Here is a 24,277-nt window from a genome sequence, read left to right as displayed (position 1 = left end):
CACCGGGCTGGGCAAAAACCGCTCAGCGTGGCGAAGAGCACAAATGCCAGAAGGCGATGGCGCTGGCGGCGCCAACGTTCAGCGAATCCACCGCGCGGTGCATCGGAATGATCACTGTCGTGTCGACCGCCGCCAACGCCTCGTCGGTCACTCCGCGGCCTTCGTTGCCCAGGATCATCGCTGCCTTCTCGCCCGCTGACAGCTGGATCTCGTTCAGCGGCACGGCGTTTTCGGTCAGCTCCATGGCGAGCATCCGGTAGCCGTGGGCGCGCAGCCGCTCGATGTCCTGCGGCCAGGATTCCAAGCGGACCCAGGGCAGGTCGAACACGGTGCCCATGGAGACGCGGGCGCTGCGCCGGTACCAGGGATCAACGCATTTGGGGGTGAGCAGCACCGCGTCGATGCCCAGGCCCGAGGCCGAACGGATGATCGCCCCGAGGTTCGTGTGGTCCGCGATGTCCTCCAGGATCGCCACCCGGGAGCTGGCGGCCAGCACCTCATCGAGGTCCAGCGGAGCCGGGCGGTTCATCGAGGCCATGGCGCCGCGGTGCAGGTGGAAGCCGACCAGGTCCTGCAGCTGCGCGTCGTCGCCGATGAAGATCGGCGCGTCAGGGAAGCGGTTGAACTCCGCCACGAGCTGGCCCAGGTGCTTCTGCGCGAGCAGGAAGCTGCGCGGGGTGTGTCCGGCGTTGATCGCGCGCTGCACGACCTTGGTGCTCTCGGCGATGTACAGGCCGTTTTCCACGTCGGTGCGCATGCGCAGGTGCGCCTCCGACAGGCGCAGGTACTCGTCCAGCCGCTCGTCCTGCAGGTCCGCGACGTGCAGGATCCGCTCGGGGTTCAGGATTTCTTCGGGGAACTCAGGCACCGGCCACCAGCTTGTAGACCATGTTCGCCAGGGCCACAAGGCCCAGGATGACGATGACGGTGCGCAGCCAGCCCGGGGAGAGCTTGCGTCCGACCTTGGCGCCGATGAACCCGCCGATCAGCGAGCCGACGGCGATGAGCAGCACGATGATCCAGTGGATGCGCTCGGGCGCGATGACCAGGTACATGACCGCCGCGACCAGGTTCACGATCAGCGAGAGGATCACCTTGATCGCGTTGGACTGCTGCAGCGAGGCCTGCAGGAAGACGCCGAACACCGCCATGAGCAGCACACCCTGCGCGGCGGTGAAGTAGCCGCCGTACACGCCGATGACGAACACCAGGATGTACAGGATCAGCGGGATCTTCGCCTTGTCCGCCGCGTCCGGGTCGGTGCCGCCCTGCGCGGCCTGCCGGGTTTTGGCCCAGGCGGCCAGCCGCGGCTGGAAAATCACCAGCACCAGGGCGCACACCAGCAGGATCGGGGCGACCACGCCGAACACCGATTCGGGCAGGTTCAGCAGCAGCAGCGAGCCGATCAGGCCGCCGACCAGGGAGACCGGAACCAGTTTCAGCAGCGTGCCCTTGACGCTGGCCGCCTCGCGACGGTAGCCCCAGGCGCCGGAAAATCCCCCGGCGACCAGGCCCATGGCGTTGGAGACCACCGCGTTGACCGGGGCGATGCCCAGCGCCACGAGGATCGGGAAAGTCACCAGGGTGCCCGAACCCACGACGGTGTTGATGGTTCCGGCCCACAGCCCTCCGAGGAAGACCAGGGCTTCACGCCAGAATTCGATCATGGTGCGGTACTCCCCTTAGGTGCGGTGTCTCTTAGCGGCGCGCGAACGCCGAGAAGCGGCCGCCCTCGCGGCGCAGGGCCAACGGCATGGAATAGGTGGCTTCGAGGTTCTCCTCGGTCAGCGTCGCCTCGATCTCGCCGGCGGCGACCACCTGGCCCTCGCGCATCATCAGGATGTGCGTGAAGCCCTCGGGGATTTCTTCCAGGTGGTGGGTCACCAGCACCAGGGCCGGGGCGTACTCGTCGGCTGCCAGCTCGCCGAGCTTGGCGACCAGGTTCTCGCGCCCGGCAAGGTCCAGGCCGGCGGCCGGCTCGTCGAGGATCAGCAGCTCCGGGTCGGTCATCAGGGCGCGGGCGATCAGCACGCGCTTGCGTTCGCCCTCGGAGAGCTTGGAGAAGGACTGGTTCATGAAGGTGGACATGCCCCAGTCATGCAGCAGGCTGAAGGCGCGGCGCTCGTCGAGCTTCTCGTACTTCTCGCGCCAGCGCCCGGTCATGCCGTAGGCGGCGGTCAGCACCACATTCAACGCGGTCTCCCTGCCGGGGATCGAGTTGGCGACCAGGGCCGAGCTCAGGCCGATCAGCGGCCGCAGCTCGAAGACGTCCACGCGGCCCAGGGTCTCGCCCAGGATGCCCGCGGTGCCCCGGGTGGGGTGCATCCGGGTGGAGGCAATGTTCATCAGGGTGGACTTGCCGGCTCCGTTCGGGCCGAGCACGATCCACCGCTCGCCCTCGTTGACCTGCCAGGAAACGTCCTTGAGCAGGTCTTTACGCCCGCGCACCACGCTGACATCATTGAAACTTAGCACTTCGCTCATGGTATTTAAGCCTAGACTTCCGACCCTGCGAATCACTAATTAGCTTCGTCTTTAACGCCGTGCGAGCCCGGGGCCGGCCGCGGCCATGCCCGACTATGACGTTGGCTACACCAGCGGGTGCCCGGGCTCGCGACGTCATTTTTGGTCGCACGGCGCACGCCGACGAAAATGGAACCATGGCCTCTACCCTTGTTTTCGTCTCCCGCCCCTTGCTGCCCCGCAACGTCTTCGACAGGCTGCTGGACGGCGCCCGCGCCGCCGGGCTGGTCCCCGCCGGCGCTGAAGTCTCTATCCGCACCAGTTCCGAGCGCCTGGTCGCCAAGGTGGCGCTGGACGAGTCCCGGAGCGCTGGGGCGCGGCAGGCAGCCGCAGAGTACCTTGCCGCTCAGGTGGCCGCCGGAACCGTGGCCGAGTCCGACGTGTGCCTCGCCGTCGTCGACGCGGCCCTGACCGGGGCCACGCAGCTGCTGCTGGTCATGGATGTCGATTCGACCCTGATCAAGCAGGAAGTCATCGAACTGCTGGCCGCCCATGCAGGACGCGAAAAGGAAGTCGCCGCGGTCACCGAGGCCGCCATGCGCGGCGAGCTGGACTTCGCGCAGTCGCTGATCCAGCGCGTGGCCACGCTGAAGGACCTGCCGGCCACCGTGCTCGGCGAGGTGGGCGAACGCATCATCTTCTCCGACGGCGCCCGGGAACTGGTCAAGCGCTTCCACGCCGCGGGGCACAAGGTCGGCGTCGTCTCCGGCGGCTTCCAGCAGATCCTGGACCCGCTGGCCGAGGAACTGCAGCTGGACCACGCGCGGGCCAACACCCTGGGCATCGAGGGCGCGGTGCTGGACGGCACCGTGCACGGAAAGATCGTGGACCGCGCCACCAAGGAGGAGATGCTGCGTTCCTGGGCGGCCGGGCACGGCATCGACATGGCCGCCACGATCGCCGCCGGCGACGGCGCCAACGACCTGGACATGGTCACGGCCGCAGGCCTGGGTGTCGCTTTCAACGCGAAGCCGGCCCTGAAGGAAAAGGCCGGGGCCCAGATCAACTTCTCGCGCCTGGACGTCATCGCCGACCTGGTTCTGGACGATCTGAACTAGGCCAAATCCAACAAGTCGATAACGATTAGCCCGGAAAACGCTGGTTATCGGCTTGTTGGTTGTTCCAGCCGATAGTATTTCAGGTGACGCAACCCTTGACCCAGGCAGCTTGTCGGGGTATGTGCCGTAATCTGACCGCTTTTCGAAAGAGCCAATAGACCAGTGCAGACCCCAACACCGGAGAATTCATCCAACGTCTTCCAGCCCGCCACGCCTGCCGGAAACCCCAAGGACGGCAAGCGGAAGAGCACGGCCAAACCGTGGATCATTGCCGGTTCGTGTGTTGTCGCGGCGACCGCCGCCTACTTCGGCGCGGCGGCCTTCATCAGTTCCCAGGTTCCGGCGAACGCCACGATCGCTGGCGTCAACATCGGTTCGCTGAACCAGGACGAAGCGCGTACCGCCCTGGAGACCCAGGTGGTGCCGCTGGCGCAGGAGCCGATCGAGACCACCGTCAACGGCAAGGGCTACGAACTCGACCCCGCCAAGGCCGGATTGAGCCTGGATGTCGAGCAGACCATTGCGGACCTGACCGATTTCGAAGCCAACCCCGTGAAGCTCTATGAACGGCTGACCGGAGACTTCTCCGCCGAGGCGGTCATCGACGTGGACCAGGACAAGCTGACGGCCCAGCTTGGGAAGCTGGCGGCCAAGGCCGACGCCAAGGTCACCGAGGGCACCATCACCTTCAAGGACGCCCAGGCAACACTGTCCAAGCCCGTGGACGGGGTCGCCCTGGACGTCGAGAAGTCCGCCGAGAAGATCGCCACCGACTGGGAAATCGCCGGTCCGGCCATGAAGCTGCCGGCCGAGGTCACCAGCCCGGAGGTCTCCGCGCAGAAGCTGCAAGCCTTCTACGACACGCAGGTCGCATCCCTGCTGAAGAAGGACGTCACCCTGGTTTCCGGGGACAAGAGCACCGCCATCTCCCCGGCCTCCATGGCCGCCGCCGCGAGCTACTCGGCCAAGGACGGCGAGCCGCAGCTGGCGCTGGACGACGAGAAGCTCTACCTCGCGGCCACCAAGAACTCGGATCTCTCCAGCACCGCCAAGGATGCGAAGATCGTGCTCAAGGGCGGCAAGCCGACCATCGTGAAGTCCGTGAAGGGCATCTCGCTGGAAACCAAGGACCTGGGCGCAAAGGTGCTGGCCGCCAGCCAAACCGAAACGCGAAAGGCCGAGGTCGCGATGACCGAAAGCGATGCGGACTTCACCACCGCCGACGCCGAAAAGCTGGGCATCAAGGAGGAGATCGTCGAGTTCTCCACCCCCTATCCCGCCTCGGACACCGTGCGCACCAAGAACCTGAAGGCGGGTTCTGCGCGCATCACCGGAACCATCGTGAAGCCGGGCGAACGCTTCTCGCTGCTGCAGGCGCTGGGCCCGATCACCACCGCCAACGGCTACTACAGCTCCGGCGTGGTGGAGAACGGCTTCAGTTCCGAAGCGGTGGGCGGCGGCCTGTCGCAGATCTCCACCCAGATGTACAACGTCGGCTTCCTGGCCGGCTACGACGACATCACCCACAAGCCGCACTCGCGCTGGTTCGACCGCTACCCGGCCGGCCGCGAAGCCACCCTGTGGGAGGGACAGGTCGACATGATCTGGGAAAACAACACCCCATACGGCGTGATGATCGAAGCCTGGGTTTCCGGCGACGCGGTGCACACCCGCCTGTGGTCCACCAAGTACTGGAAGGTCACCCAGGACAGCTCCGGCAAGTACAACCAGACCGACCCGAAGACCGTGCACAACAAGGCCGAGAAGTGCATCCCCGAATCGGGCGGACGCAAGGGTTTCAGCATCGACATCACCCGCTACCGGGAGACCGTCGACGGTTCCAAGAAGCTGCCGGCGGAGACCAAGTCCTGGACCTACAGCCCATGGAACAAGATCGTCTGCGACTAGGCACCATCGTGCAGGGGCCGCGACTTCCGCCACATCGGCGGGAATCGCGGCCCCTGCTGCGCGTCGAGCGTTCTCAGGCGAACAGCGGCGACACGACCACTACCAGCGGCAGCACGCTGGATGAAACGGTGCCCTTGATGCTGCCGCCGCGCGGCTTCCAGTAGCCCATCGCGTCCGCGGCGGCCATGGCCAGGCTGGCCAGCAGCATGTACCAGCAGAAGCACAGCACCACCACGGTGCCCGCCAGCGGGTCGCCCCAGCGGATCATCGCCAGGCCCGCGATCGCTCCCAGGGCCGAGAGCAAGTTGCGCGCCCCGATGCAGAAGGACCACAGCTTCACCGAATCGGCATGTTCCGGATCGACGCTCAGGAACTTGGCCACCTTGGGCCGCCCGTAGAAGAACATTTCCAGCGGCGCGACCACGATCAGGATCAGCGCGCTGACGAGGGCCGCAAGCTGCCCCACAACATTTAGTGTTTCCATGGCCGTCTCCCTGGCCTCATGACTCCAATCGCAAGCGCTCCGCGCCCGGGCCATCCAACCGGCCCAGCCAGGCATTCCTGCCCGTCAGGAGCAGCAGCAGGGCCTCCATCGGCCCCTCAACCAAGGCTCCCTCCCCCGCCGACCACGAGGCGTCGCTCGCCTGCAGCCGATATCCGGCCAGCTTGCGACGCGCGTAGAAGGGGAATGGCAGCCTCCACACCAATTCGGCGCCGGCCTGCGCGCCCGCCACCGGCATGGACGGGTAGTCCGCGTCCAGCGCGATGGAAATATCCCTAGCATGGACCATGATGTCCATCAGCGGGGTGGCGCCAACCGCCCCGGGAGCACGGCGCTGCGACGTGGCGAATCGCCGGTAGTCCGCCGCGATCTGCTCCACCGGCGCGTCGCCGCGGCGCCTACCGTCGAAAAAGACCATGCTGTTGAAATCGCCGCGGGTCCGGATCATCTCTCGCAGGACCGTGCCGGGGCCGGTGGTGGCCGGCGCGATCGCATGGGCCGCCACGTCGCGCACCCGCCATCCGGGGCACAGCGAATCGGCGTTCCATTGCTCCTCGTCCAAGCCTTCGAGCAGCCCAGCCAGCAGCAGGCGTTGCTCGGCGACCAGCTCCCACATCCGATTCCGTTGCATCGCGGCACCCGTTTCACTAGCTTTAAGGTCAGCTTTACTGACTAATATTAGTTCGTTACACTGACCATATGCAAGGGGAAAAATCCACGGATCCGGGGCCATTCAACGTCGGACTGCTGCTGTTCATTCCCTACCGGGAACTGGAGGAAAGGGTGTTCGCTGCGGTGCAGGACGCCGGCTACACCGACATCACCCTGCCCCAGGCACGGCTGTTCCAGCGGATCTCCGCCGAGGGCTCGCGCATCACCGAGCTGGCCAGCCGCGTCTACATCACCAAGCAGACCGCCAGCGTGCTGGTCAGCTCCATGGAACGCAACGGCTATGTGCGGCGTGTGCCCGATCCCGTGGACGCGCGGGCCAGCCTGGTCATTGCCGACGAGCGCGGCCTGGCGGCCGGCAAGGTGGCGGCCGCGGAAATCCAGCGGATCGACCGCGAATGGCGCCAGGCTCTGGGTTCGGCCCGTTACGACCGTCTGCGGCGCGACTTGCAGGTTCTCGCACGGCTGACCAACAGGCCGCAGTAGAGCCGCATTAAATGGCGCACGGGGCGTCCGGCCGTGACGGTCGGACGCCCCGTGGCCAAGGGCATCTCGGGCTACTTGCCGGACTGCTTCAGGAAGTCCTCGGCGCCGCCGACCAGCTCGGTGTGGCCGGTTTCGACGTCGGCGAAGACCATCTTGGCGACCTCTGCGCCGAACTCCTCCACGGAGTACAGCTTGCCGGCCTGCTCGCGGCGGGCCTCGATGGCTCCCGGCTCCATGCGGTTGAGCAGGGTCGCGGTAATGGTGCCCTCGATCATGTCGCCGGAGACGACCACGAAGGTGATGCCCTTTTGGGACAGCAGCGGGATCAGCTCGCGCAGCGCGTCCTCGCCGGCGCGCTTGGACTTGGCCACGGCGTCGTAGGCGTCCATGGTGGAGACCTCGTTGATGAAGTGCGCCTGGTGGCTGGTCACGAAGACCACGCGGCCGCCCTCGCTGAGCTTGGGCAGCGCGGCCTGCAGCATTTCGACCTGCGCGTCTCGGTTCAGGCGCAGCGCGTAGTTCTCGCCCATCGAAGTCTCCATGCCGCCGGAGGCGTTGAGCACCAAGACATCCAGCGAGCCGAAGTTCTCCACCGCCGCGTCAACCAGCGCCTGCCGGCCCTCGACGGTGGTCAAATCAGCACCGACGGCGACGGCCTGGCCGCCCTTCTCCTCAATGGCGGCGACGATCTTGTTCGCGCGCGGAGCCTTGGCGCGGTAGTTGACCACCACGCCGACACCCTGCTCGGCCAGCAGCTGCGCGGTGACAGCGCCGATGCCGCGGGAAGAACCGGTGACGATTGCACCCTTGTATTCGCTCAACTTCACATACTCCTTAAAATGGGGAAAAATTCGGGGGCTACGGGCTAGTGGCCCATGCCCAGGCCGCCGTCAACCGGAATGACCGCGCCGGAAATGTAGCCGGCCTCGTCGCTGGCGATCCAGCGCACGACGTTGGCAACTTCCTCCGGCTCCGCGAAGCGGTTGGCCGGGATGCTGGCCAGGTAGCCCTTCTGGGTCTCCTCCGGCAGCACCGAGGTCATCTCGGTGTTGATGAAGCCCGGGGCGACCACGTTGGCGGTGATGCCGCGCGAACCGAGCTCGCGGGTCAGCGAGCGGGCGATGCCCACCAGACCGGACTTGGAGGCCGCGTAGTTGATCTGGCCCGGGGAGCCGTACAGGCCCACCACGGAGGAGATCAGCACGACGCGGCCGCGCTTGAGCCGGATCATGCCCTTGGCGGCGCGCTTGACCACGCGGAAGGCGCCGGTCAGGTTGGTGTCGATCACCGAGGTGAAGTCGTCTTCGCTCATGCGCAGCAGCAGGGTGTCCTTGGTGACGCCCGCGTTGGCGACGAGAACCTCAACTGGGCCGTGGGCCGCTTCAACTTCCTTGAACGCGGCGTCGATGGACTCGGCGTCGGTCACATCGGCCTTCACACCCAGCAGCCCGGCAGGGACCTCGCCGCTGCGGTAGGTGATGGCGACCTTGTCGCCGTTGGCTTCGAAGGCGCGGGCGATGGCCAAGCCGATTCCACGGTTTCCGCCGGTCACCAGGACGCTGCGGCCAGTTTCTGGTTCAGTAGTCAATGTATATCTCCGTTCACGCACGCCGAAATGCCGTTCCGGCTGCCGCCGGACGGACCCGTGGTGTGCGCTGTGCCTAGGTAAGTAGCTGCTTCTGAATTCAATCCTATTAGTTACCAGCTGGTTTTACCGCTTCGACGTACGGTAGAAATTCGATTCTCGCAGCCGTGAGTGAGACAATGGAACGACCCCAGCCCCGATGAAGTGAAGTTCCACTCAATGTCGCACCAGCACGCGCACCACGGCTCGGACGAGCCCCACGTGCATCGCATTACCGAAGCCCGCGAGTCCCACACCGTCGAGCAGGATACCCGTGTGCGCAAATACACGATCACGATGACGGTGCGCGTGGTCTGCTTCGTCCTAGCGTTCTTCACCACGGATTGGCTGCGCTGGTTCTTCCTGATCGGCGCGATCTTCCTGCCCTACGTGGCAGTGGTGATCGCCAACGGCGGCGCGGATATCACCCGCCGCCAGCCGCCGGCAGAGTTCTACGAGCCCACCGGTCCCGAGGCCCTGGAGGGCGGGCACGCAAACGTTGCCCCGGCTCCGGAAGGCGCCGAGATCATCGACGGCACGCTGGTCGAGGATGAGCAGCCGCCACGGGATCCGGGGGACGATACCGCGAACGGCAAGGAGAACTGATGGACCTGCTCGGATCGCTGTCGGGCCAGCAGGCCCAAGCCCCGGTGAAGTGCTCCCGCAAGGGCTGCCGCCAGGACGCCGAGTACCGCCTGCTGTGGAACAACCCGAAGATCCATACCCCCGAACGCCGCAAGACCTGGCTGGCCTGCGCGGAGCACCGCCAGTGGCTGGAGTCCTACCTCAAGGACCGGCTGCTGTACAAGGAAACCTTGCCGCTGCACGACGCCGAAGGAGCACAGCACTAGATGTATCGTTTTCTGGCCAGCTCACGCTGGATCGGCTGGCTGCTGCTGGTCGCCGTCTTCGCCGTGGCCTGCGTGTCCCTGGGCAACTGGCAGGCCGACCGGCGCCAGGAGGTGCTCACCGGCATCGAGCGGGTGAACAAGAACTACTTCGCCGAACCGCTGACCGGCAAGGCCGCCCTGGACTACTTCGAGGCGCTGCCCGAGGACAAGATCTGGAGCACCGTCGAGCTGACCGGCAGCTACTTGGCCGAGGACACCCGGATCGTGCGCAACCGCATCAAGGCCGGCGCCCCGGGCTACGAGGTGCTGGTGCCCTTCAAGACCACCGCCGGCGAGGTCGTGGTGATCGACCGCGGCTTCCTGCCCATCGGCAACCAGGAAAACGGCCACCCGGACGCAATCCCGGCCCCGCCGGCCGGCGAAGTCACCGTGAAGGCGCGGCTGAAGCCCGGCGAGATCCGGCTCGACCGCGGCGCCCCGGAGGGCCAGCTGGCCACCATCCAGCTGGAGGACTACTCGGCGGCCCTGGGCTACCCGCTGGCGCAGGGCTCCTACGGCATCATGTACGAGGAAAGCCCGGCCCCGGCCAGCGCCCCGCAGCAGCTGGACCCGCCGGACATGGACGAGGGCCCGCACCTGTCCTACGAGATCCAGTGGTACATCTTCGGTGTGCTGGCGTTCGTCGGCTTCTGGTACGCGGCGCGCACCCAGAAGAAGATCAACGCGGAGGAAGCCGCCGAGCTGGCCGAGGCCCGGGCGCTGGGCTACGACGAGCCGGTGCATACGGTGCGCAAGGTCCGGTCCAAGGGCCCCAAGGTCCATCGCCGCGACGGCTCGCTGACCGACGAGGCCATCGAGGACGCGCTGCTCGACCAGCAGGACGCCACCGACGCACGCTGAACGCGCGAAACCGGCGGGAAGAGGCTTCTTCCCGCCGGTTTCGGCGTTAATAAGGTATCGGCCTACGGTTTCCAGCGCAGCCCGTCCTGGCTGCAGGCGGGGGTGCCGGACAGCGCCGCATCCCGGCAGGCCCCGTCCACCAGCGCGCGCTCCCCCAGCGGCTGGCCCAGGTCCAGGATATAGGGCACGGTGTCGTTCATCGGGCAGTCGTAGGCGCCCTCGGGCAGCGGCTGGACGTAGACGGTGACCACCACCTGCTCGGTGCCGAATTCGGTGTCTGTGGACGCCACGTCGCCGGTTTGGCCTCCGGCGCAGGCCGCGCGCACGACACCCAGCTCCAAGGTGGTGTCCTGCGGCGTCGGGGACTTTCTTCCCAGCAGCGACCAGTTCGCGTTGGGTTCCTCGGGCGGAACCTCCGCCGCGGAGCACCCGGAAGACAACAGCGCCGCCAGAAGGATCCCGGCGGCGCCGCTTGCGCTGCGAGAGGCCGTCATGCGGCCATGCTACTAGGTCAGGGTGACCAGTTCCAGATAGTCCTCGCTGAACAGGTCCTCGTCGCCGTCCGGCAGGATGACCACGCGCTCGGGCTTCAGCGCCATCACGGCGCCCTCGTCGTGGCTGACCATGACCACGGCGCCCGGGAAGGTGGACAGCGCGCCGAGCACCTCGGCGCGGGAGGCCGGGTCGAGGTTGTTGGTCGGCTCGTCGAGCAGCAGCACGTTCGCGCTGGAGGCCACGATGGTGGCCAGGGCCAGGCGGGTCTTCTCGCCGCCGGAGAGCACCCCGGCAGGCTTGGACACGTCGTCGCCCACGAACATGAAGGAGCCCAGGATCGAGCGCACGTCGGAGTCGCCCAGGTGCTCCGGGGCGTTGCGGCGCATGTTCTCCAGCACCGTCGCCTCCGGGTCCAGGGTGTCGTGCTCCTGCGCGAAGTAGCCGATCTTCAGGCCGTGGCCCGGCACGATGCTTCCGGTATCGGGTTCGGACACGCCGGCCAGCATCCGCAGCAGCGTGGTCTTGCCGGCGCCGTTCAGGCCCAGGATGACGACCTTGGAGCCGCGGTCGATGGCCAGCGAGACGTCGGTGAAGATCTCCAGCGAGCCGTAGGCCTTGGACAGGCCCTCGGCCATGAGCGGGGTCTTGCCGCAGGGGGCCGGATCCGGGAAGCGCAGGGCGGCAACCTTGTCGTGGGCGCGGACCTCTTCCAGGCCGGCGAGCATGCGGTCCACGCGCTTGAGCATGGACTGCGCCGCCGAAGCGCCCGAGGCGCGGGCCTTCATCTTGTTGGCCTGGGCCAGCAGCACCGAGGCCTTCTTCTCGATATTGCCGCGCTCGCGCTTGCGGGCGCGCTCGTCGGTCTCGCGCTGCACCTGGTAGCGCTTCCAATTCATGTTGTAGACGTCCACGGTGGCGCGGTTGGCATCCAGGTAGAGCACCTTGTTCACGGTCTCGTCCAGCAGCCCGGTGTCGTGGCTGATCATCAGCACGCCGCCGGCGTAGTTCTTGATGAAGTCGCGCAGCCACACGATGGAGTCAACATCCAGGTGGTTGGTGGGCTCGTCGAGCAGCAGGGTTTCGGCATCCGAGTAGAGGATGCGGGCCAGCTCCACGCGGCGGCGCTGGCCGCCGGAGAGGGTGCGCAGCGGCTGGTTCAGGATGCGCTCGGGCAGATCCAGGTTGGCGCAGATCGCCGCGGCCTCGGATTCCGCGGCGTAGCCGCCGGCGGCGATGAACTCGGCCTCCAAGCGGTCGTAGCGGCGCATCGCCTTGGCGGAGACGGCGGCGTCCTCGCTGGCCATTTCCTCGCGGGTACGGGCCAGCTTGTTCAGCACGATGTCCAGGCCGCGGGCGCCGAGGATGCGGTCGCGGGCCAGCTGCTCCATGTCGGGGGTCTTCGGGTCCTGCGGCAGGTAGCCGATCGAGCCCTTGTGGGTGACTTCGCCGATGGTGGGCTGCGATTCGCCGGCCAGCACCTTGGTCATCGTGGTCTTTCCGGCGCCGTTGCGGCCCACCAGCCCGATCTTGTCGCCCTTGTCGATGCGGAAGTTCACTTCGTCCATCAGCAGGCGGGCGCCGACGCGTAGCTCGAGGTTGGCTACGGAAATCATAGGGTGGGCCTTTCAGCGGGTCCGGCAAAAACTTTGGCGCCCCGTCAACAGGGCAACTTAACTAGTTTAGCCGTGCAACGGCCCTGGTGGGGCGAACTGTGTTTGATTCGACAGCCGCACCCCGGCGTTTGCCCGCCGCATGGGGTATGATCTGCACCACCTTGAGAGGAAGGCGCACCATGAGCACGAACCTGGCGGCACTGGTGGTCCTGGCGGCCGCGCTGATCGCGCTGGCGGTATTCGCGTGGGTGCCGGCGCTGGCGTTCCTGCCGGTGGCAGGCATCCTCTACGCCTGGAACCCGGCCGGCCCCGAGCCCGGGCCTCAGCCGTTCAGCGACGAGCGGTAGTCGTTCATCTGGATCAGCCGGCGGCTCAGCGACGCCTCGCGGCGCAGGTCTGATCCGCTGGTCTTCTCGATGTGCGCCTTGCCGAAGCGCCAGAGCAGCACGTCGTCCAGCAGCCGATCCGGACCCGGCGAATAGCGGTGGTCCAGCGCGGCACGCACCTCGCGCACCACCTCCGCATCCAGCAGCCCGACCAACTGCCAGGTCGCGTCGATGCCGTGGGCGCCGAGCAGCTCCGCGGCCCAGGACCAGTCGTCGTCGCGCTTGCGGTCCACGTGCGGCAGCAGGGTCTGCCAGATCTCGCCGATCTTCTCGCCGGTCAGCTTCGCGGCGCCCAGCCCGTTCTTGTCGTGGTAGCCGTTGAGCCGGTGGTAGAGCTCGTCGATGTCGGTGAAGTAGTTCTCCACGGTTTCCAGCATCGCCGCGGTGGCGGTGAAGTGGCGGTCGATCTGCGGGTTCCAGGCCGCCTCGCCGGGGTGCTTGAAGCGGATGTCGTGCTCCATCTCGCTCCAGGCGTGCTGCAGGATGGTGCGGATCTGCACCTCGAAGATGAAGTTGCCGCTGGGCACCACGGTTTTGCCCAGCGCCTCCTGGAAACGGCGGACGGTGGGCTCGTTGCGGGTCTTGAGCAGCAGGTGGCGGGAGGAGTAGCCGTAGGTCCCTGATTCCACCGAGCCGATGTCCTTCTCGCGGTCGCTGCGGCAGTCGAAGGCCTCGCGGTGCGACTTGATCAGGCTGGCGACCTGCTGGATCTCGTGCGGCAGCATCACGATGATGCGGATGCCGACCATGTCGTGCACCTCGCGCAGCGGGTTGGGGAATTCGAGCACCGGGTCGCTGTCGGCGTTCTCCTGCAGCCGGCGCGAGGCCTTGGCCTGGAATGACTCGGTGGACTTCACCCGGCCGGTGATGAACAGCGGCTTCACCTCGCTGCCCGCGAACAATCGGCGGATCTTCGCCTTCATGGCGTTGAGCACCGAGTGCAGCTCGCCGCTGACGGTGCCGTACTGCGCGACCGCGGCGGCGATCTGCGCGGAGAACCCGTCGCCGGTCGTCTCCTGCTGTGGATCCATCACTGATGCCTCCTGGAACACCTGGCGCTGCGGCCTATACGGGGAGAGCCGAAGGGGCGCAGCCCGCGGGCCGCGCCCCTTCGGGAATGACTTGAGGTGGTGATTCCCGCAGGTGGCGGGAATGCCTGGTTACGGACGGGTCAGGCGCTTGGCCATGTCCTCGTACAACGGGGCCTTGGCGTCGCTGTTGGCCGCCGGAGCGGACTTGGCGGTCTGGTTGGCCGGCGCGGCGGGCTTGATCGGGGTGACCTTGGCGTCGTTGCGGGCCGCGGCGATCGCCTCGGCGCGGGCGCGGGCCAGGTCGTCCTGGTGGTCCTGCTCCAGCTGGGCGAAGCGCTCGTCCTCGGCGGTCTTCGCGTCGGTCAGCGCGGCGTTGTAGCCGTCGTCATAGGCCACGCCGTACTTCTCGGCGTTTTCCTTTTCCTCGTCGTACTCCAGCTCGGCGCGCAGCTTCGCGGCCTCGGACTTCTTCTGGTACATGTGCACGGTCAGGTGGGTGATGGCCAGCAGCACGATCGGCGGCATGGCTGCGACCAGAGCGGAAACCAGCGGTGGCACGCCGTCCACGATCGAGTCGACGGTCAGGATGGCGTGGGTGGAGTTCGCGGCGGTCGAGACGATCGCGCCGAAGAACAGCAGGGACCAGGGGTAGATCATGGCGCGGCGGTTGAACCCGTTCAGGGCCACGATGGCCACGGTGGCGGCGACGATCATGCCGTCGATGATGATCGGCCAGATCCAGGCCAGATTCGACTGGATGCCGGAGCGCTCGGCCAAATCGGTCAGGGCCGCGAAGGACAGCACGAATGCGCCGATCGCGATCAGGACGGTGGCGCCGACTGCGGTTCCGAGCACTGCCTTATGCGGTTCGTTCGGAACTTCTGGTTTCTTGTCTTCCATGCTTCGCTTGGAACCTGTACTTTCGCATTATCGGGGACGTTCAGTTGACGCGAGTCGGGCCGGCCGGCATGGCTTGCACACCGGGCACCGGATCCATTTTAGCGTTTAACCCCGCCGGGTGCGCAGTGTTCGTCCACACACTTTCGCAGATCAGGCCCGGCGATCGGCGAATCCGGTGCCGGTGAGCACCCCGGCTAGCGACCGCGCGCGCGGGATCAGCCAGAAGCACAGGGCGCTGAGCACCGCGTAGAGCATGACCGCCGAGCTCAGCCAGGGCAGGTCCGGATTGTCGTTGATGCTGGTGGAGATCTGGAAGAAGAAGGTGATGCCGCCGAAGCCCAGGATCGTGCGCAGCCCGGCCCGCCAGGCCGCGGCGCCGCGTCCGTCGCCGCCGGTGATGCGGATCCAGGCGCAGCGCTGGCCCAGCGTCGCGCGCCCCAGGGCCAGGCTCGGCAGCAGGAACACGAACAGCACCACAACTGCCGGCACCCAGATGTTCACCAGGCCCGGGTCCACCTCAGGGCCGCCGAGCTTCTCCACCAGGTTCAGGCCTGAGGCGATCACGAAGACCGCGGCGCCGGTGAAGGAGGAATCGAAGAAGTCGGCCAGCGCGCGCCGCGTCCGGGTGACCGGGCGCGGCGGGGCATCCTCGGCCCGCGGTTCGCGCGGGGAGGACAGGAAGGCGAAGACCGGCAGGTAGGCGATGATCGCGCCGAGCAGCGCGCCGAAGGTGTTCATGATCAGGTCGTCGACGTCGGCGACGCGGTAGGCGCAGGTGTACAGCCCCCAGACGCCGGTGTACTGGGTCAGCTCGATGGCCAGGCTGGCGGCCAGGCCCAGCACCATGCCGGTGAACATGTTGCCGCGCAGCCAGCGCACGGCCAGGATGCCCAGCGGCATGAACAAGATGATGTTGAACAATACCTGCCACAGGGTGAAGCTGGTGGCCAGGCCGCGCAGGCCCACCTGGGCGTAGACGTCGGCGAAGTCGTTCAGGAAGTGCCCCGGGGTCAGCTGCGGGACCGCGACGCCGGGCCTGCAGAACGCGTCGCGCGTGGCCGGCAGCGGCAGCATGGTGTAGCTGAACAGACCGAATCCGTAGAGCGCTGCCGCCGCCGTGGTGATGGTGCGGCGCCAGGACAGGCGCCCGTGGCGGCGGTACTGCAGGGCGAGCAGGAAGATGCCGGCGACGCCCAGGAAGAGGACGCTGCCGAGGATGGCAACCGCTCCGGGCCAGATCATGCTGTTCATATCTCCATCTAACCGCACCCCGGGCCTCCTGCCGCACCCCGGGCGCCGCCCCGGCACTGGAAGGTCGCTGGGAATTTCCGCCATGGCTTCGGCGGATTGACTGGGGACTCTGCCCGCCCCGGCAGGTGCAACGTGAGCAATCTCCGCCCGCGCCACCGGCTGCGGCGGGCCGGCGATGCACCCATTGCCGCGGCGAGTCGATAAGCTTTAGTCCATGTCTACCCCGTCCCCCGCGCCCATGACCGGCGCCCACAAGCTGCAGCTCGGCCTGGTCATGCTCGCGGCAGGAATCCTGTACGTCGCCCACTCCTCCCTGCGTTTCGCGCGCTTCGAGTCGCGCGGGTACGACCTGGGCATCTTCGACCAGGCGGTGCGCCAGTACGCGATGTTCAAGGCGCCGATCGTGCCGGTCAAGGGGGTCGACTTCAACCTGCTGGGCGACCACTTCCACCCCATCCTCGCGGTGCTCGCGCCCTTCTACTGGATCTGGAACGACCCGCGGATGCTGGGCATCGTGCTGGCGCTGCTGCTGGTTTCCACCGCGATCCCGGTGTACCTGTTCACCCGCCCGCGCTTCGGGCACCTCGGCGCACTGCTGACCAGCGCCGCGCTGCTGCTGTGGTGGCCGTTCCAGGCCATCGTGAACTGGGACTTCCACGAGATCGCCTTCGGCGTGCCGATCATGGCGTGGATCATCTGGGCCTTCGACAAGGGCCGCTACTGGCTGGTTACGGGGCTCTCCGCCAGCCTGCTGCTGGTGCGCGAGGACATGGGCATCACCATGGTGGCCGTGGGAATCGTACTGCTCTTCCATCGCCAGTGGCTCAAGGCCGCGCTCACCGCGGCGCTCGGCCTGCTCGGGTACCTGGCGGTCACCGGCTACCTCATCCCGCTGTTCTCCCCCGAGGGCGAATTCTCCTACTGGCAGTACACAGCCCTGGGCGCCACCGCAGGCGCGGCAGTGGTCTTCCTGGTCACCCACCCACTGCAGTCGATCGCAATCCTGTTCGACCACCAGCTCAAGTGGGCTTTGTGGCTGCTGACCTTCGTGCCGCTGGCGCTGCTGCCCTTCGCCTCGCCGTACGTGATCCTCGGCGCCCCGCTGTTCCTCTCTCGCCTGTTCAACGACCGGCTGAACACCTGGGCCCCGGTCTACCAGTACGACGCGATCATGGCCCCGATCCTGATCATGTCCGCGGTCCATGTGCTGGGCAAGCTCGCCGTGCGCTTCAACTGGCGCCGCGCACGCCTCATCGGCCCGGCCTGGCTGCTGTCGATCTCGGTCATCGCCACCTTGTTCTTCCCGATGGTCTTCCCACTGGGCAAAACCGTCACCGGCCAGGGCTGGCCGCCGGCCGAACTGATCGCCGCCAAGGAAAAGGCCGTCGCGATGATCCCGGACGGCGTGTGCATCGAGGCCGCCGACAGCGTCGTCCCCCACCTCACCACCCGCACCTATGTCGGGCTGCACGGGGATATCGGCGACGACCTCTCCAGCTGGATGATCATCGACTTCAACGTCGAGGAGCTGGGCGGATGGGATCCGCTGACCCCGGACCAGGCGCTGGAACGCGCCACCGACCTGGGATTCAAGCCGGTGGCCCCGGAGGACCAGGGCATCCTGGTGCTCCACCGGGACATCCCGGTCGACCCGGTCTGCTCCTCCTACCTGCAGCGGTAGATTCCCGGGCCCGGCACCCTCAGGGTGCCGGGCCCGAGTACCTTCCAGCCGCAGGGCCTCGCAACCCGAACTCGAGATTCACAGGCAATATTCGAATCTTTATTCGATCAAACGCCGTACAATTAACACATGTACGAAGCAATGCAGCAACGCCACCGCCCGCCCGTACCACCGGTCCACACCGAATGCACCGCGGTGCTCACCGCCCTGGCCACCCAGCTCGCCCGCACCCTCGAATGCGGCAGCACCGCCGACTGCGCCGCCGCCATCGAAGAACTCACCGCCCTGACCGCCGGCTACGACTACCTCAAAGCGATGCTCGCCCACCAGCTGGAAAAAGAAGTCTTCCGCACCAACGAGAACAACGGCACCCACGCCAACGACCTCACCCGCGGAGCAGCCAGCACCGTCGCCCTGGCCCGCAAACGCGACCCCCGCGGCCACCGCTCCTACCTGGCCAACGCCCGCATCCTCGCCGAAGACACCCCCTTCCTCGCCCAACGCTTCGCCCTCGGGGAACTCACCGAACCCCAGGCCATGGCCATCCTCACCCCCTTGCAGGACGTCAACGCCGCCCGCCGCACCGCCTTCGACACCCACTTCCGCGCCACCCCGGACCTGTTCGACGGCATGGGACCCAAGCAGATCAGCGAAACCGTCACCCAATACACCCTGCAGTTCGAAAGCCACACCAAGTCCTACCGCATCAAGGAAGCGGGCACCGACCGCTACCTGCGCTTCACCAAGGACCGCGACTGCATCCGCGTCAACGGCAAACTCCCCCTCGCCGCCGGCACCGCCCTGCAACAGCACCTGCGCCAAGAATCCCGCCGGCTGCGCCAGCACGGCGACCCGCGCACCCGCACCCAACTGCAGGCGGACCTGTTCACCGCCTACCCCCTCGCCGGGCACCCCGACAAACTCCCCCTGGCCCTCAACATCAAACTGGTCATGACCGACAAGACCCTGTTCCTCGGCGACCGCACCCCCGCCTACCTCGAAGGCTACGGCTACATCCCCGCCCAGCACGCCCGAGAACTCATCGCCGGCGCGGAAATCCGCAACGAGGACTACTTCCACCACTACCCCGACGCGCACGACGACCTCGCCGCGCGCATCGAAACCTTCCCCGACATCCAGCGGCTCTACACCGCCCCCGGCGACAGCGAGCTGATCGCCATGGACTCCACCGCCCGCGCCTTCCCGCCCGGACTCAAGGAATTCATCAAGATCCGCGACAAGCACTGCCGCACCCCCTACTGCGACGGACTGGTCGAAGAAGTCGACCACGTCATCCAGCACCACCTCGGCGGCCCGACCAACGTGCTGAACGCCGACGGACGCTGCGCGTTATGCAACAAGGCCAAGGAATCCCCCAACTGGGTCGAAGTGCCCGTCGGGGAGTTCTCCCACTCGATCCGGATCAACCCCGGCACCGGAGCCTACTACCAGTCGGTCGCTCCCCCGGTGACCGGGTACCGGCACCGGCAGTTCCCGGACCTGCTCACCCAGTCCAAATGGGTACGCGGGAAACCCTGGACCCGGGAGGAACTCGAAGACCCCCTCGAAGACCCCGACCCGTAGCAGCACGTCCTAAGAATTCTCCGGGCAAAAGGAAACCGCCGATTTTCCCTTAAAGGAAAATCGGCGGCATCCGACGTGCTTGCTCAAGTCTCAGCTATTTTTTGCTGCTCCCAGAACGAAGGCATCCTCGGCATTCTCAATCGGCCCGGCCAGCGGATCGTCGGTTCCGTCAGCGCGCACGACATCGCGTTCAGGATTGCGGATATCTCCAACGATCTTGATGCAGATATAGATCAGCATTACCATGTGGGCCAAGATGCCCAGACCGTACAGGATCTCGATAGTCCAGCTTCCACCGAAGTATCCTCCGTCGGACACTGCCTTGGCGCTCCACAGCCAGACAACCGCCCAGTGGAATACCTCCACCAGCTGCCACACCAGGAATTCGCGCCACTTCGGACGGGCAAGTACGTACAGCGGGATCAGCCACATCACGAACTGCGGCGAGTACACCTTGCCCAGCAGCAGGAAGGCTGCGACGATCAGGAACGCGAGCTGGGCCATGCGCGGGCGGCGCTTGGCGGTCAGCCCGAGGTAGGCGATGCCCAGGCAGGCCAGGCCGAACAGCCCGTTGGACAGCAGCGACATGGTCGAACCCGACATGCCGGTCCCCGCGAAGGCCAACCACATCGAGGAGTTGCCTGCCGGGCGGTCCCCGGAGAACGTGTAGAAACGGCTCCACTCCTCAAAAGCTGTCAGCATGAACGGCACGTTAACTGCCAGCCAGGCAACGACGCCGGACGCCAGCGACACCCAGAAGTGGCGCATGCGCCCCGAGCGCAGGCACAGCACCAGGATCGCCCCGAAGAGGAAGAACGGGTACAGCTTGGCGGCGGCTCCGAGGCCCAGCAGCACGCCAGCCAGCACGATGTGCTTGCGCGAGAAGGCCAGCAGACCCAAGGTGGCGAGCATGACGGCCCACAAGTCCCAGTTCAGCTGGCTGGTGAGGATGATTCCCGGAGCCAGCGCGACCATGATGGCGTCGCGGCTGCGATGCCGGGCGGCGTAGGCGATCGCCACGACGATCACTGCCCAGCAGATGAAGGACAGCGCGGAGTTCAGGTCGAAGTACGCCAGCTGGCGCTCCGGGGAGAACCCGATGCCGGGGATCATCATCGCGGTCACGCCGGCGACGATGGCCAGCAGCACCGGGTATTCCAGTGCCTGCTCCGGCGGCAGTCCGGTGAAGTACGGGAACAGCTTGTCTGCCATGCCGCGGGTGCCGAAGAGCTGGGTGAAGTCCGAATAGCACATGTGCAGGTGCTGCTCGGCCGCAGGCCAGGCGTTCACGCGGCACCACTGCTTGGTCAGCACCGCGACGACGGCGCCGACCGCGGTCAGGACCAGCAGCCATAGGATCACCGGACGCGTCGCCTCGCGGGCGTTGAACAGGGTCTTAACCGGTTGCATCACGGTCCTGTTGCCTCGTTTCTTCTGGATTGGGAATACGTAGGAATTTGCGGGTCCGCGGGCTGAGCCGGCGTCCCAGGTGGCCGAACAGCGGCGCGGTCTTCGGGTCGATGAACACCATGTAGGCCACGCAGAGCAGGCCGACCAGGGCGGCGAAGATCCGCATCCACAGCAGGGAGAACCACTGCGCCACCGAGAGCTGGTCGACGACGCCAGCGATCGCCAGCACCAGGCACAGCACGTAGAGCAGGCGCTCCTGACCGACGCTGAACTTCTTGCCCAGCGCGAAGAACGGGATCAGCCACAGCAGGTACCAGGGCTGGATGATCGGGGCCAGCAGCACGCTGGCCGCCAGCGCGTAGCCCGAGTAGAGCAGCGGATTTCCCGACGGCTTGCGCAGCGCCAGCCACGCGATGACGGCCATGCTGACCACCTTGAAAATCGCGTAGACCACGCCGGCCACGGTGCTGATGCTCCCGCCGAACAACGATCCGATCCAGCCGACCAGCAGGCCTAGCAGACCCACCGGCGCATACGGGAACGCAGCGTCTCCAGAGCTGGCCATGCCGCTGATCCAGCCGAACCACAGTCCGGTGGCGGCGCCCAGGGCGGCGAGGATCGCGGTGGTGAGCACGGTGATCCACAGCCAGACGCGCACCTTGGAACGCAGCCGGGCCTCGGGCTTGAGCATCGCCAGGCCCAGGAAGGGCAGCGCCAGCAGCATCACCGGCTTGATCGCGATCGACAGCGCCATGGCGATGGTTCCCAGCACGCGGCGCTTGCGGTAAACCAGCAGGAACGCCAGCAGCACGCCGCCGAGCATCAGTCCGTCGTTGTGCACGCCGCCGACCATGTTCATCAGGAACAGCGGGTTCACCACGGAGACCCACAGCGTCCAGGACGGATCGCCGCCGAGCTTGAGCGCCAGCCGCGGAATCGCGTAGATGCACAGCGCGACGCCTGCCACCGCGACCAGCCGCATCATGACCACGCCGTACTCGGGGACTCCCCCGGAGACGAAGTAGGCCAGCCGTGCGTACATCAGGAACAACGGGCCATAGGGCGAGGAGGATTCGGCCCACAGCGAGTCCGCGCCCTGGGCGAACCAGCCCGGAAGCTGGGAGACCCAGTTCTCGTAGGGCGAGAGCCCGGAATGCATGAGCCGCCCCTGCCCGAGGTACGAGTACACGTCCTGCGAGAGGATCGGGAAGGAGAACAGCATCGGCGCGGACCAGGTCCAGGCCGCCCGGCGCATCAGCCCAAGCGCCTGCGCACCCAGTGACCTGGTCGTCTGGCGCAGTCGCAGCCAGGCGCGGAACATCAGCACGGTGCCGACGGCCAGCAGCAGGGTGCAGATGATGACGCCGACGGTTTCGGCGCGCAGCGGGAGCACCAGCGGGGATCGGGCAAGCACGGATTCCTGGGCGTAGGGCAGCCAGCCCACGCCCCAGGAACCGCAGGAGACCATGACCGAGGCCAGCAACCCCTGGAGAATCGGCCCCTTAGAGTCCTGCAGGCCCGGTCGCCGCGGTCCGGCCGCGGACTGTTGGTTTTCGCGGTGGATCGGGACTACGATGGCGCGACCTCGCCCTTCTTGGGGCCGCCCCGGAACACCCTCAGCCATTGCTTGGAGGGCACCAGTCCGGTGAAGAGCGTACGGGTGCGCGGATCAAGGTAGGCCAGGTAGAACATCGCGACCCAGGAGATGCCGGTGGACAGGTGCTTGACCCACGGGTCGAGGTCTCCGAGGAACTGCCAGATGAACAGCTGGTCGGCGGCGCCGAAGGCGATGAAGAATGCGGTGGTGAAGTACACCCAGACGATCTGCCAGTCGTCGCGGATGCCGGTCACGGCGAAGAACGGCAGCAGCCACAGCAGGTACCATGGCTGCACGATCGGCGAGAGCACCACCAGCGCGGTGAAGGCCAGCGCCATGCGCTGCACCAGGTGCGATGGCTTGCCCTTGAAGATCAGCACGAGCACCAGCACCACCGAGAGCAGGCGCCCGCCGACCTTCAGCACCGGGAGGATCCAGTTGGTGGGCAGCGAGAAGGCCTCGAAGATCCCGGAGAGCAGCGCGTTCAGGGCGCCGACGGGGGCGAACAGCACCGAGCCGGTGCCGGTGCCCAGCATGACCTTCAGCCAGCCGATGCCGTAGCCGTTGGCCAGCCCGACGGCCAGCATGATCGCGGCGAACAGCGCCAGTGTGTAGCACCAGTACAGGATCTTGCGCGGCCACTTTGCCTCGGTTCCGGCCCACAGCAGGCCGATGAACGGCAGCAGCACCATGGTGATCGGCTTGATGCCGATGGACGCGGTCATCAGCACCACCGCGAGGATGCCGCGGCGGGTGGCGGCGTAGTAGGTTGCCGCCACGGCCAGGCCCACCATCACGGCGTCGTTGTGCGCGGAGGCGACGAAGCTGATCAGGAACAGCGGGTTGGCGACGGTGATCCATGCGGCCTTCGCCCCGGAGACGTGGTGCAGGGCCGCGAGCTTCGGCACGTAGATCAGGCACAGGATCACCCCGGCGAAGGCGATCAGGCGGAAGAGCAGCACCGAGAGGTCGGGGCTGAAGCCGACGGCGCGGAACACCCAGTATTCAAGCAGCAGGAACAGCGGGCCGTACGGGGTTTCGTCCTGCGCCCAGGTGATGTCGGTGCCCAGCTGGAACCAGTTGTTCAGCGAGGAGATGCCGGTGACGTACGGGTCCTGCCCGGCGTCGACCAGACGGCCCTGGCCGATGTAGGCGAAGACGTCTCGGGAGAAGATCGGCAGCGCCAGCAGCATCGGCGCCGACCAGATCCAGACGGCTTTCTTGACCGCCTTCAGCGATTCCGGGCCCCAGCCCGCGTGGATCTGGCCCAGCCGCAGCCAGGCACGGAAGAGGATCCAGCAGCCCAGGGTCAGCACCACGGTGGAGGTAATGACGCCGGCGTATTCGGTGCGGATGGCGATCAGCAGCGGATTGCGGTTCATCGGAGAGACGCTGGCCAGCCAGCCGACGCCGAAGGATCCCAGGGCGATCATGACCGAGCCAAGCAGCCCCTGCCACAGCGGGTCGAATCTCGCGCGGCGGGCGGTCGCCGACGGGGCGTCTGCCGCTGGCCGCGCTGCGGATTCCTTCCGCATATCTGGCGCCATCTTTTCCCTTTCGCCGTCCTCGAACCGCTCGGGGCGGCGGTTTGCCGCGTGTACTTTGCGCATGTCAGCAGGCCGAATCGGACCCGCTGCGAACTTCTCCCACGGCCGGGCGTAGGACGCCCAAAATTACCAAAGAATCAAGCGAAACTCTAGCATGCAGGGCTGCGCCAACCCCGGACGACAGCCCGCATGCGAAGCGAATCACACCATTGGATTTCCGGCGCCGCGTGGAACCGGCGGGGAATGAAAATCACCCGGCCG

General features: G+C 66.7%; 24 protein-coding genes. 9 read left to right on the top strand and 15 right to left on the bottom strand.

What is annotated here, in order from left to right; genetic code table 11:
- Positions 1–22: 22 nt before the first annotated feature.
- From ACTX90_RS08390 to ACTX90_RS08380, 3 genes are read right to left on the bottom strand one after another with little or no spacing between them, the layout of a single operon-like run.
- Positions 23–868, bottom strand: coding sequence for a TrmH family RNA methyltransferase (locus ACTX90_RS08390; protein ID WP_443443844.1), 846 nt, complete (start codon positions 866–868; stop codon positions 23–25).
- Positions 861–1,667: a sulfite exporter TauE/SafE family protein gene (locus ACTX90_RS08385; RefSeq protein ID WP_047119060.1), complete on the bottom strand. Its 807-nt coding sequence runs from the start codon at positions 1,665–1,667 to the stop codon at positions 861–863. Before ACTX90_RS08385 ends, ACTX90_RS08390 begins: the two co-directional genes overlap by 8 nt.
- A 31-nt stretch (positions 1,668–1,698) precedes the next feature.
- Positions 1,699–2,484 (bottom strand): ABC transporter ATP-binding protein, encoded by a 786-nt coding sequence (locus ACTX90_RS08380; RefSeq protein ID WP_161448268.1) that lies wholly within the window; start codon positions 2,482–2,484, stop codon positions 1,699–1,701.
- Positions 2,485–2,660: 176 nt separating this feature from the next.
- Here ACTX90_RS08380 and serB point away from each other — a divergent pair, with 176 nt between their 5' ends.
- Entirely contained in the window at positions 2,661–3,581 is a 921-nt protein-coding gene (gene serB / locus ACTX90_RS08375) for a phosphoserine phosphatase SerB (protein WP_161448269.1), read from the top strand.
- Between the two features lie 162 nt (positions 3,582–3,743).
- Complete coding sequence (locus ACTX90_RS08370; RefSeq protein ID WP_443443843.1) at positions 3,744–5,489, top strand: VanW family protein; 1,746 nt, start codon at positions 3,744–3,746, stop codon at positions 5,487–5,489.
- Between the two features lie 73 nt (positions 5,490–5,562).
- On the opposite strand, the gene ACTX90_RS08365 is transcribed toward ACTX90_RS08370, so the two are convergent.
- Both ACTX90_RS08365 and ACTX90_RS08360 read right to left on the bottom strand, forming a co-directional pair.
- A complete protein-coding gene (locus ACTX90_RS08365) occupies positions 5,563–5,973 on the bottom strand; it encodes a DUF1304 family protein (RefSeq protein ID WP_443443842.1) in 411 nt (136 codons plus the stop codon).
- Positions 5,974–5,989: 16 nt separating this feature from the next.
- The gene (locus ACTX90_RS08360; RefSeq protein WP_443443841.1) at positions 5,990–6,622 is read right to left on the bottom strand and encodes a maleylpyruvate isomerase family mycothiol-dependent enzyme; all 633 of its coding nucleotides are present in this window, start codon (positions 6,620–6,622) and stop codon (positions 5,990–5,992) included.
- Between the two features lie 68 nt (positions 6,623–6,690).
- Here ACTX90_RS08360 and ACTX90_RS08355 point away from each other — a divergent pair, with 68 nt between their 5' ends.
- Complete coding sequence (locus ACTX90_RS08355; RefSeq protein ID WP_120989482.1) at positions 6,691–7,146, top strand: MarR family winged helix-turn-helix transcriptional regulator; 456 nt, start codon at positions 6,691–6,693, stop codon at positions 7,144–7,146.
- A 71-nt stretch (positions 7,147–7,217) separates the two neighbouring features.
- Here ACTX90_RS08355 and ACTX90_RS08350 read toward each other — a convergent pair whose 3' ends face one another.
- Together ACTX90_RS08350 and ACTX90_RS08345 are read right to left on the bottom strand one after the other, a co-directional pair.
- Positions 7,218–7,967, bottom strand: a complete 750-nt coding sequence (locus tag ACTX90_RS08350) for an SDR family oxidoreductase (RefSeq protein WP_082124051.1) — start codon at positions 7,965–7,967, stop codon at positions 7,218–7,220.
- A 44-nt stretch (positions 7,968–8,011) separates the two neighbouring features.
- Positions 8,012–8,734 (bottom strand): beta-ketoacyl-ACP reductase, encoded by a 723-nt coding sequence (locus ACTX90_RS08345; RefSeq protein ID WP_047119052.1) that lies wholly within the window; start codon positions 8,732–8,734, stop codon positions 8,012–8,014.
- A gap of 216 nt (positions 8,735–8,950) precedes the next feature.
- On the opposite strand from ACTX90_RS08345, the gene ACTX90_RS08340 reads away from it, so the two are divergent.
- From ACTX90_RS08340 to ACTX90_RS08330, 3 genes are read left to right on the top strand one after another with little or no spacing between them, the layout of a single operon-like run.
- Positions 8,951–9,376 (top strand): DUF3099 domain-containing protein, encoded by a 426-nt coding sequence (locus tag ACTX90_RS08340; protein WP_047119051.1) that lies wholly within the window; start codon positions 8,951–8,953, stop codon positions 9,374–9,376.
- On the top strand, positions 9,376–9,621 hold the full coding sequence (locus ACTX90_RS08335) for a hypothetical protein (RefSeq protein ID WP_047119050.1): 246 nt from the start codon (positions 9,376–9,378) through the stop codon (positions 9,619–9,621). The genes ACTX90_RS08340 and ACTX90_RS08335 overlap by 1 nt, the downstream gene beginning before the upstream one ends.
- Complete coding sequence (locus tag ACTX90_RS08330) at positions 9,622–10,521, top strand: SURF1 family cytochrome oxidase biogenesis protein (RefSeq protein ID WP_443443839.1); 900 nt, start codon at positions 9,622–9,624, stop codon at positions 10,519–10,521. It abuts the gene before it with no gap.
- 62 nt (positions 10,522–10,583) lie between these two features.
- Here ACTX90_RS08330 and ACTX90_RS08325 read toward each other — a convergent pair whose 3' ends face one another.
- On the bottom strand, positions 10,584–11,015 hold the full coding sequence (locus ACTX90_RS08325; RefSeq protein ID WP_443443838.1) for a hypothetical protein: 432 nt from the start codon (positions 11,013–11,015) through the stop codon (positions 10,584–10,586).
- Between the two features lie 12 nt (positions 11,016–11,027).
- On the bottom strand, positions 11,028–12,629 hold the full coding sequence (abc-f, locus tag ACTX90_RS08320; RefSeq protein WP_443443836.1) for a ribosomal protection-like ABC-F family protein: 1,602 nt from the start codon (positions 12,627–12,629) through the stop codon (positions 11,028–11,030).
- A gap of 179 nt (positions 12,630–12,808) precedes the next feature.
- On the opposite strand from abc-f, the gene ACTX90_RS08315 reads away from it, so the two are divergent.
- Positions 12,809–12,976: a hypothetical protein gene (locus ACTX90_RS08315; RefSeq protein ID WP_443443835.1), complete on the top strand. Its 168-nt coding sequence runs from the start codon at positions 12,809–12,811 to the stop codon at positions 12,974–12,976.
- Here ACTX90_RS08315 and ACTX90_RS08310 read toward each other — a convergent pair.
- From ACTX90_RS08310 to ACTX90_RS08300, 3 genes are all read right to left on the bottom strand, one after another.
- Positions 12,952–14,046, bottom strand: a complete 1,095-nt coding sequence (locus ACTX90_RS08310; protein WP_047119046.1) for a GTP pyrophosphokinase — start codon at positions 14,044–14,046, stop codon at positions 12,952–12,954. The two genes, ACTX90_RS08315 and ACTX90_RS08310, sit on opposite strands and share 25 nt — an antisense overlap.
- Before the next feature lie 129 nt (positions 14,047–14,175).
- Positions 14,176–14,946, bottom strand: a complete 771-nt coding sequence (locus ACTX90_RS08305; RefSeq protein WP_053798028.1) for a DUF2637 domain-containing protein — start codon at positions 14,944–14,946, stop codon at positions 14,176–14,178.
- Between the two features lie 150 nt (positions 14,947–15,096).
- On the bottom strand, positions 15,097–16,197 hold the full coding sequence (locus tag ACTX90_RS08300) for a VanZ family protein (RefSeq protein ID WP_443443833.1): 1,101 nt from the start codon (positions 16,195–16,197) through the stop codon (positions 15,097–15,099).
- A 214-nt stretch (positions 16,198–16,411) separates the two neighbouring features.
- On the opposite strand from ACTX90_RS08300, the gene ACTX90_RS08295 reads away from it, so the two are divergent.
- Together ACTX90_RS08295 and ACTX90_RS08290 are read left to right on the top strand one after the other, a co-directional pair.
- Entirely contained in the window at positions 16,412–17,878 is a 1,467-nt protein-coding gene (locus ACTX90_RS08295) for a DUF2079 domain-containing protein (protein ID WP_443443832.1), read from the top strand.
- A gap of 129 nt (positions 17,879–18,007) precedes the next feature.
- Positions 18,008–19,462 (top strand): HNH endonuclease, encoded by a 1,455-nt coding sequence (locus ACTX90_RS08290; protein ID WP_443443831.1) that lies wholly within the window; start codon positions 18,008–18,010, stop codon positions 19,460–19,462.
- A 90-nt stretch (positions 19,463–19,552) separates the two neighbouring features.
- On the opposite strand, the gene ACTX90_RS08285 is transcribed toward ACTX90_RS08290, so the two are convergent.
- The 3 genes from ACTX90_RS08285 to mptB (ACTX90_RS08275) are packed head-to-tail and all read right to left on the bottom strand — an operon-like array spanning position 19,553 to position 24,079.
- A complete protein-coding gene (locus tag ACTX90_RS08285; RefSeq protein ID WP_053797978.1) occupies positions 19,553–20,872 on the bottom strand; it encodes a glycosyltransferase family 87 protein in 1,320 nt (439 codons plus the stop codon).
- Positions 20,859–22,496, bottom strand: a complete 1,638-nt coding sequence (mptB, locus tag ACTX90_RS08280; RefSeq protein WP_146956149.1) for a polyprenol phosphomannose-dependent alpha 1,6 mannosyltransferase MptB — start codon at positions 22,494–22,496, stop codon at positions 20,859–20,861. Before mptB (ACTX90_RS08280) ends, ACTX90_RS08285 begins: the two co-directional genes overlap by 14 nt.
- Positions 22,442–24,079, bottom strand: a complete 1,638-nt coding sequence (gene mptB, locus ACTX90_RS08275) for a polyprenol phosphomannose-dependent alpha 1,6 mannosyltransferase MptB (RefSeq protein ID WP_231735957.1) — start codon at positions 24,077–24,079, stop codon at positions 22,442–22,444. The genes mptB (ACTX90_RS08280) and mptB (ACTX90_RS08275) overlap by 55 nt, the downstream gene beginning before the upstream one ends.
- Positions 24,080–24,277 lie beyond the last annotated feature (198 nt).

Origin of the sequence: Glutamicibacter soli (assembly GCF_052322135.1) — a bacterium.
Lineage (GTDB): Bacteria > Actinomycetota > Actinomycetes > Actinomycetales > Micrococcaceae > Glutamicibacter > Glutamicibacter soli.
This window is presented reverse-complemented; position numbering and strand designations above follow the sequence as displayed.

Excerpts from the sequence above, each read along its gene's own strand:
- ACTX90_RS08310 (WP_047119046.1), bottom strand. The coding sequence starts at position 14,046 with ATGGATCCACAGCAGGAGACGACCGGCGACGGGTTCTCCGCGCAGATC.
- ACTX90_RS08315 (WP_443443835.1), top strand. The coding sequence starts at position 12,809 with ATGAGCACGAACCTGGCGGCACTGGTGGTCCTGGCGGCCGCGCTGATC.
- ACTX90_RS08355 (WP_120989482.1), top strand. The coding sequence starts at position 6,691 with ATGCAAGGGGAAAAATCCACGGATCCGGGGCCATTCAACGTCGGACTG.
- serB (WP_161448269.1), top strand. The coding sequence starts at position 2,661 with ATGGCCTCTACCCTTGTTTTCGTCTCCCGCCCCTTGCTGCCCCGCAAC.
- ACTX90_RS08365 (WP_443443842.1), bottom strand. The coding sequence starts at position 5,973 with ATGGAAACACTAAATGTTGTGGGGCAGCTTGCGGCCCTCGTCAGCGCG.
- ACTX90_RS08330 (WP_443443839.1), top strand. The coding sequence starts at position 9,622 with ATGTATCGTTTTCTGGCCAGCTCACGCTGGATCGGCTGGCTGCTGCTG.
- ACTX90_RS08305 (WP_053798028.1), bottom strand. The coding sequence starts at position 14,946 with ATGGAAGACAAGAAACCAGAAGTTCCGAACGAACCGCATAAGGCAGTG.
- ACTX90_RS08295 (WP_443443832.1), top strand. The coding sequence starts at position 16,412 with ATGTCTACCCCGTCCCCCGCGCCCATGACCGGCGCCCACAAGCTGCAG.
- ACTX90_RS08325 (WP_443443838.1), bottom strand. The coding sequence starts at position 11,015 with ATGACGGCCTCTCGCAGCGCAAGCGGCGCCGCCGGGATCCTTCTGGCG.
- ACTX90_RS08380 (WP_161448268.1), bottom strand. The coding sequence starts at position 2,484 with ATGAGCGAAGTGCTAAGTTTCAATGATGTCAGCGTGGTGCGCGGGCGT.
- abc-f (WP_443443836.1), bottom strand. The coding sequence starts at position 12,629 with ATGATTTCCGTAGCCAACCTCGAGCTACGCGTCGGCGCCCGCCTGCTG.
- mptB (WP_146956149.1), bottom strand. The coding sequence starts at position 22,496 with ATGGCTGAGGGTGTTCCGGGGCGGCCCCAAGAAGGGCGAGGTCGCGCC.
- ACTX90_RS08285 (WP_053797978.1), bottom strand. The coding sequence starts at position 20,872 with ATGCAACCGGTTAAGACCCTGTTCAACGCCCGCGAGGCGACGCGTCCG.
- ACTX90_RS08360 (WP_443443841.1), bottom strand. The coding sequence starts at position 6,622 with ATGCAACGGAATCGGATGTGGGAGCTGGTCGCCGAGCAACGCCTGCTG.
- mptB (WP_231735957.1), bottom strand. The coding sequence starts at position 24,079 with ATGCGCAAAGTACACGCGGCAAACCGCCGCCCCGAGCGGTTCGAGGAC.
- ACTX90_RS08300 (WP_443443833.1), bottom strand. The coding sequence starts at position 16,197 with ATGAACAGCATGATCTGGCCCGGAGCGGTTGCCATCCTCGGCAGCGTC.
- ACTX90_RS08290 (WP_443443831.1), top strand. The coding sequence starts at position 18,008 with ATGTACGAAGCAATGCAGCAACGCCACCGCCCGCCCGTACCACCGGTC.
- ACTX90_RS08340 (WP_047119051.1), top strand. The coding sequence starts at position 8,951 with ATGTCGCACCAGCACGCGCACCACGGCTCGGACGAGCCCCACGTGCAT.
- ACTX90_RS08385 (WP_047119060.1), bottom strand. The coding sequence starts at position 1,667 with ATGATCGAATTCTGGCGTGAAGCCCTGGTCTTCCTCGGAGGGCTGTGG.
- ACTX90_RS08335 (WP_047119050.1), top strand. The coding sequence starts at position 9,376 with ATGGACCTGCTCGGATCGCTGTCGGGCCAGCAGGCCCAAGCCCCGGTG.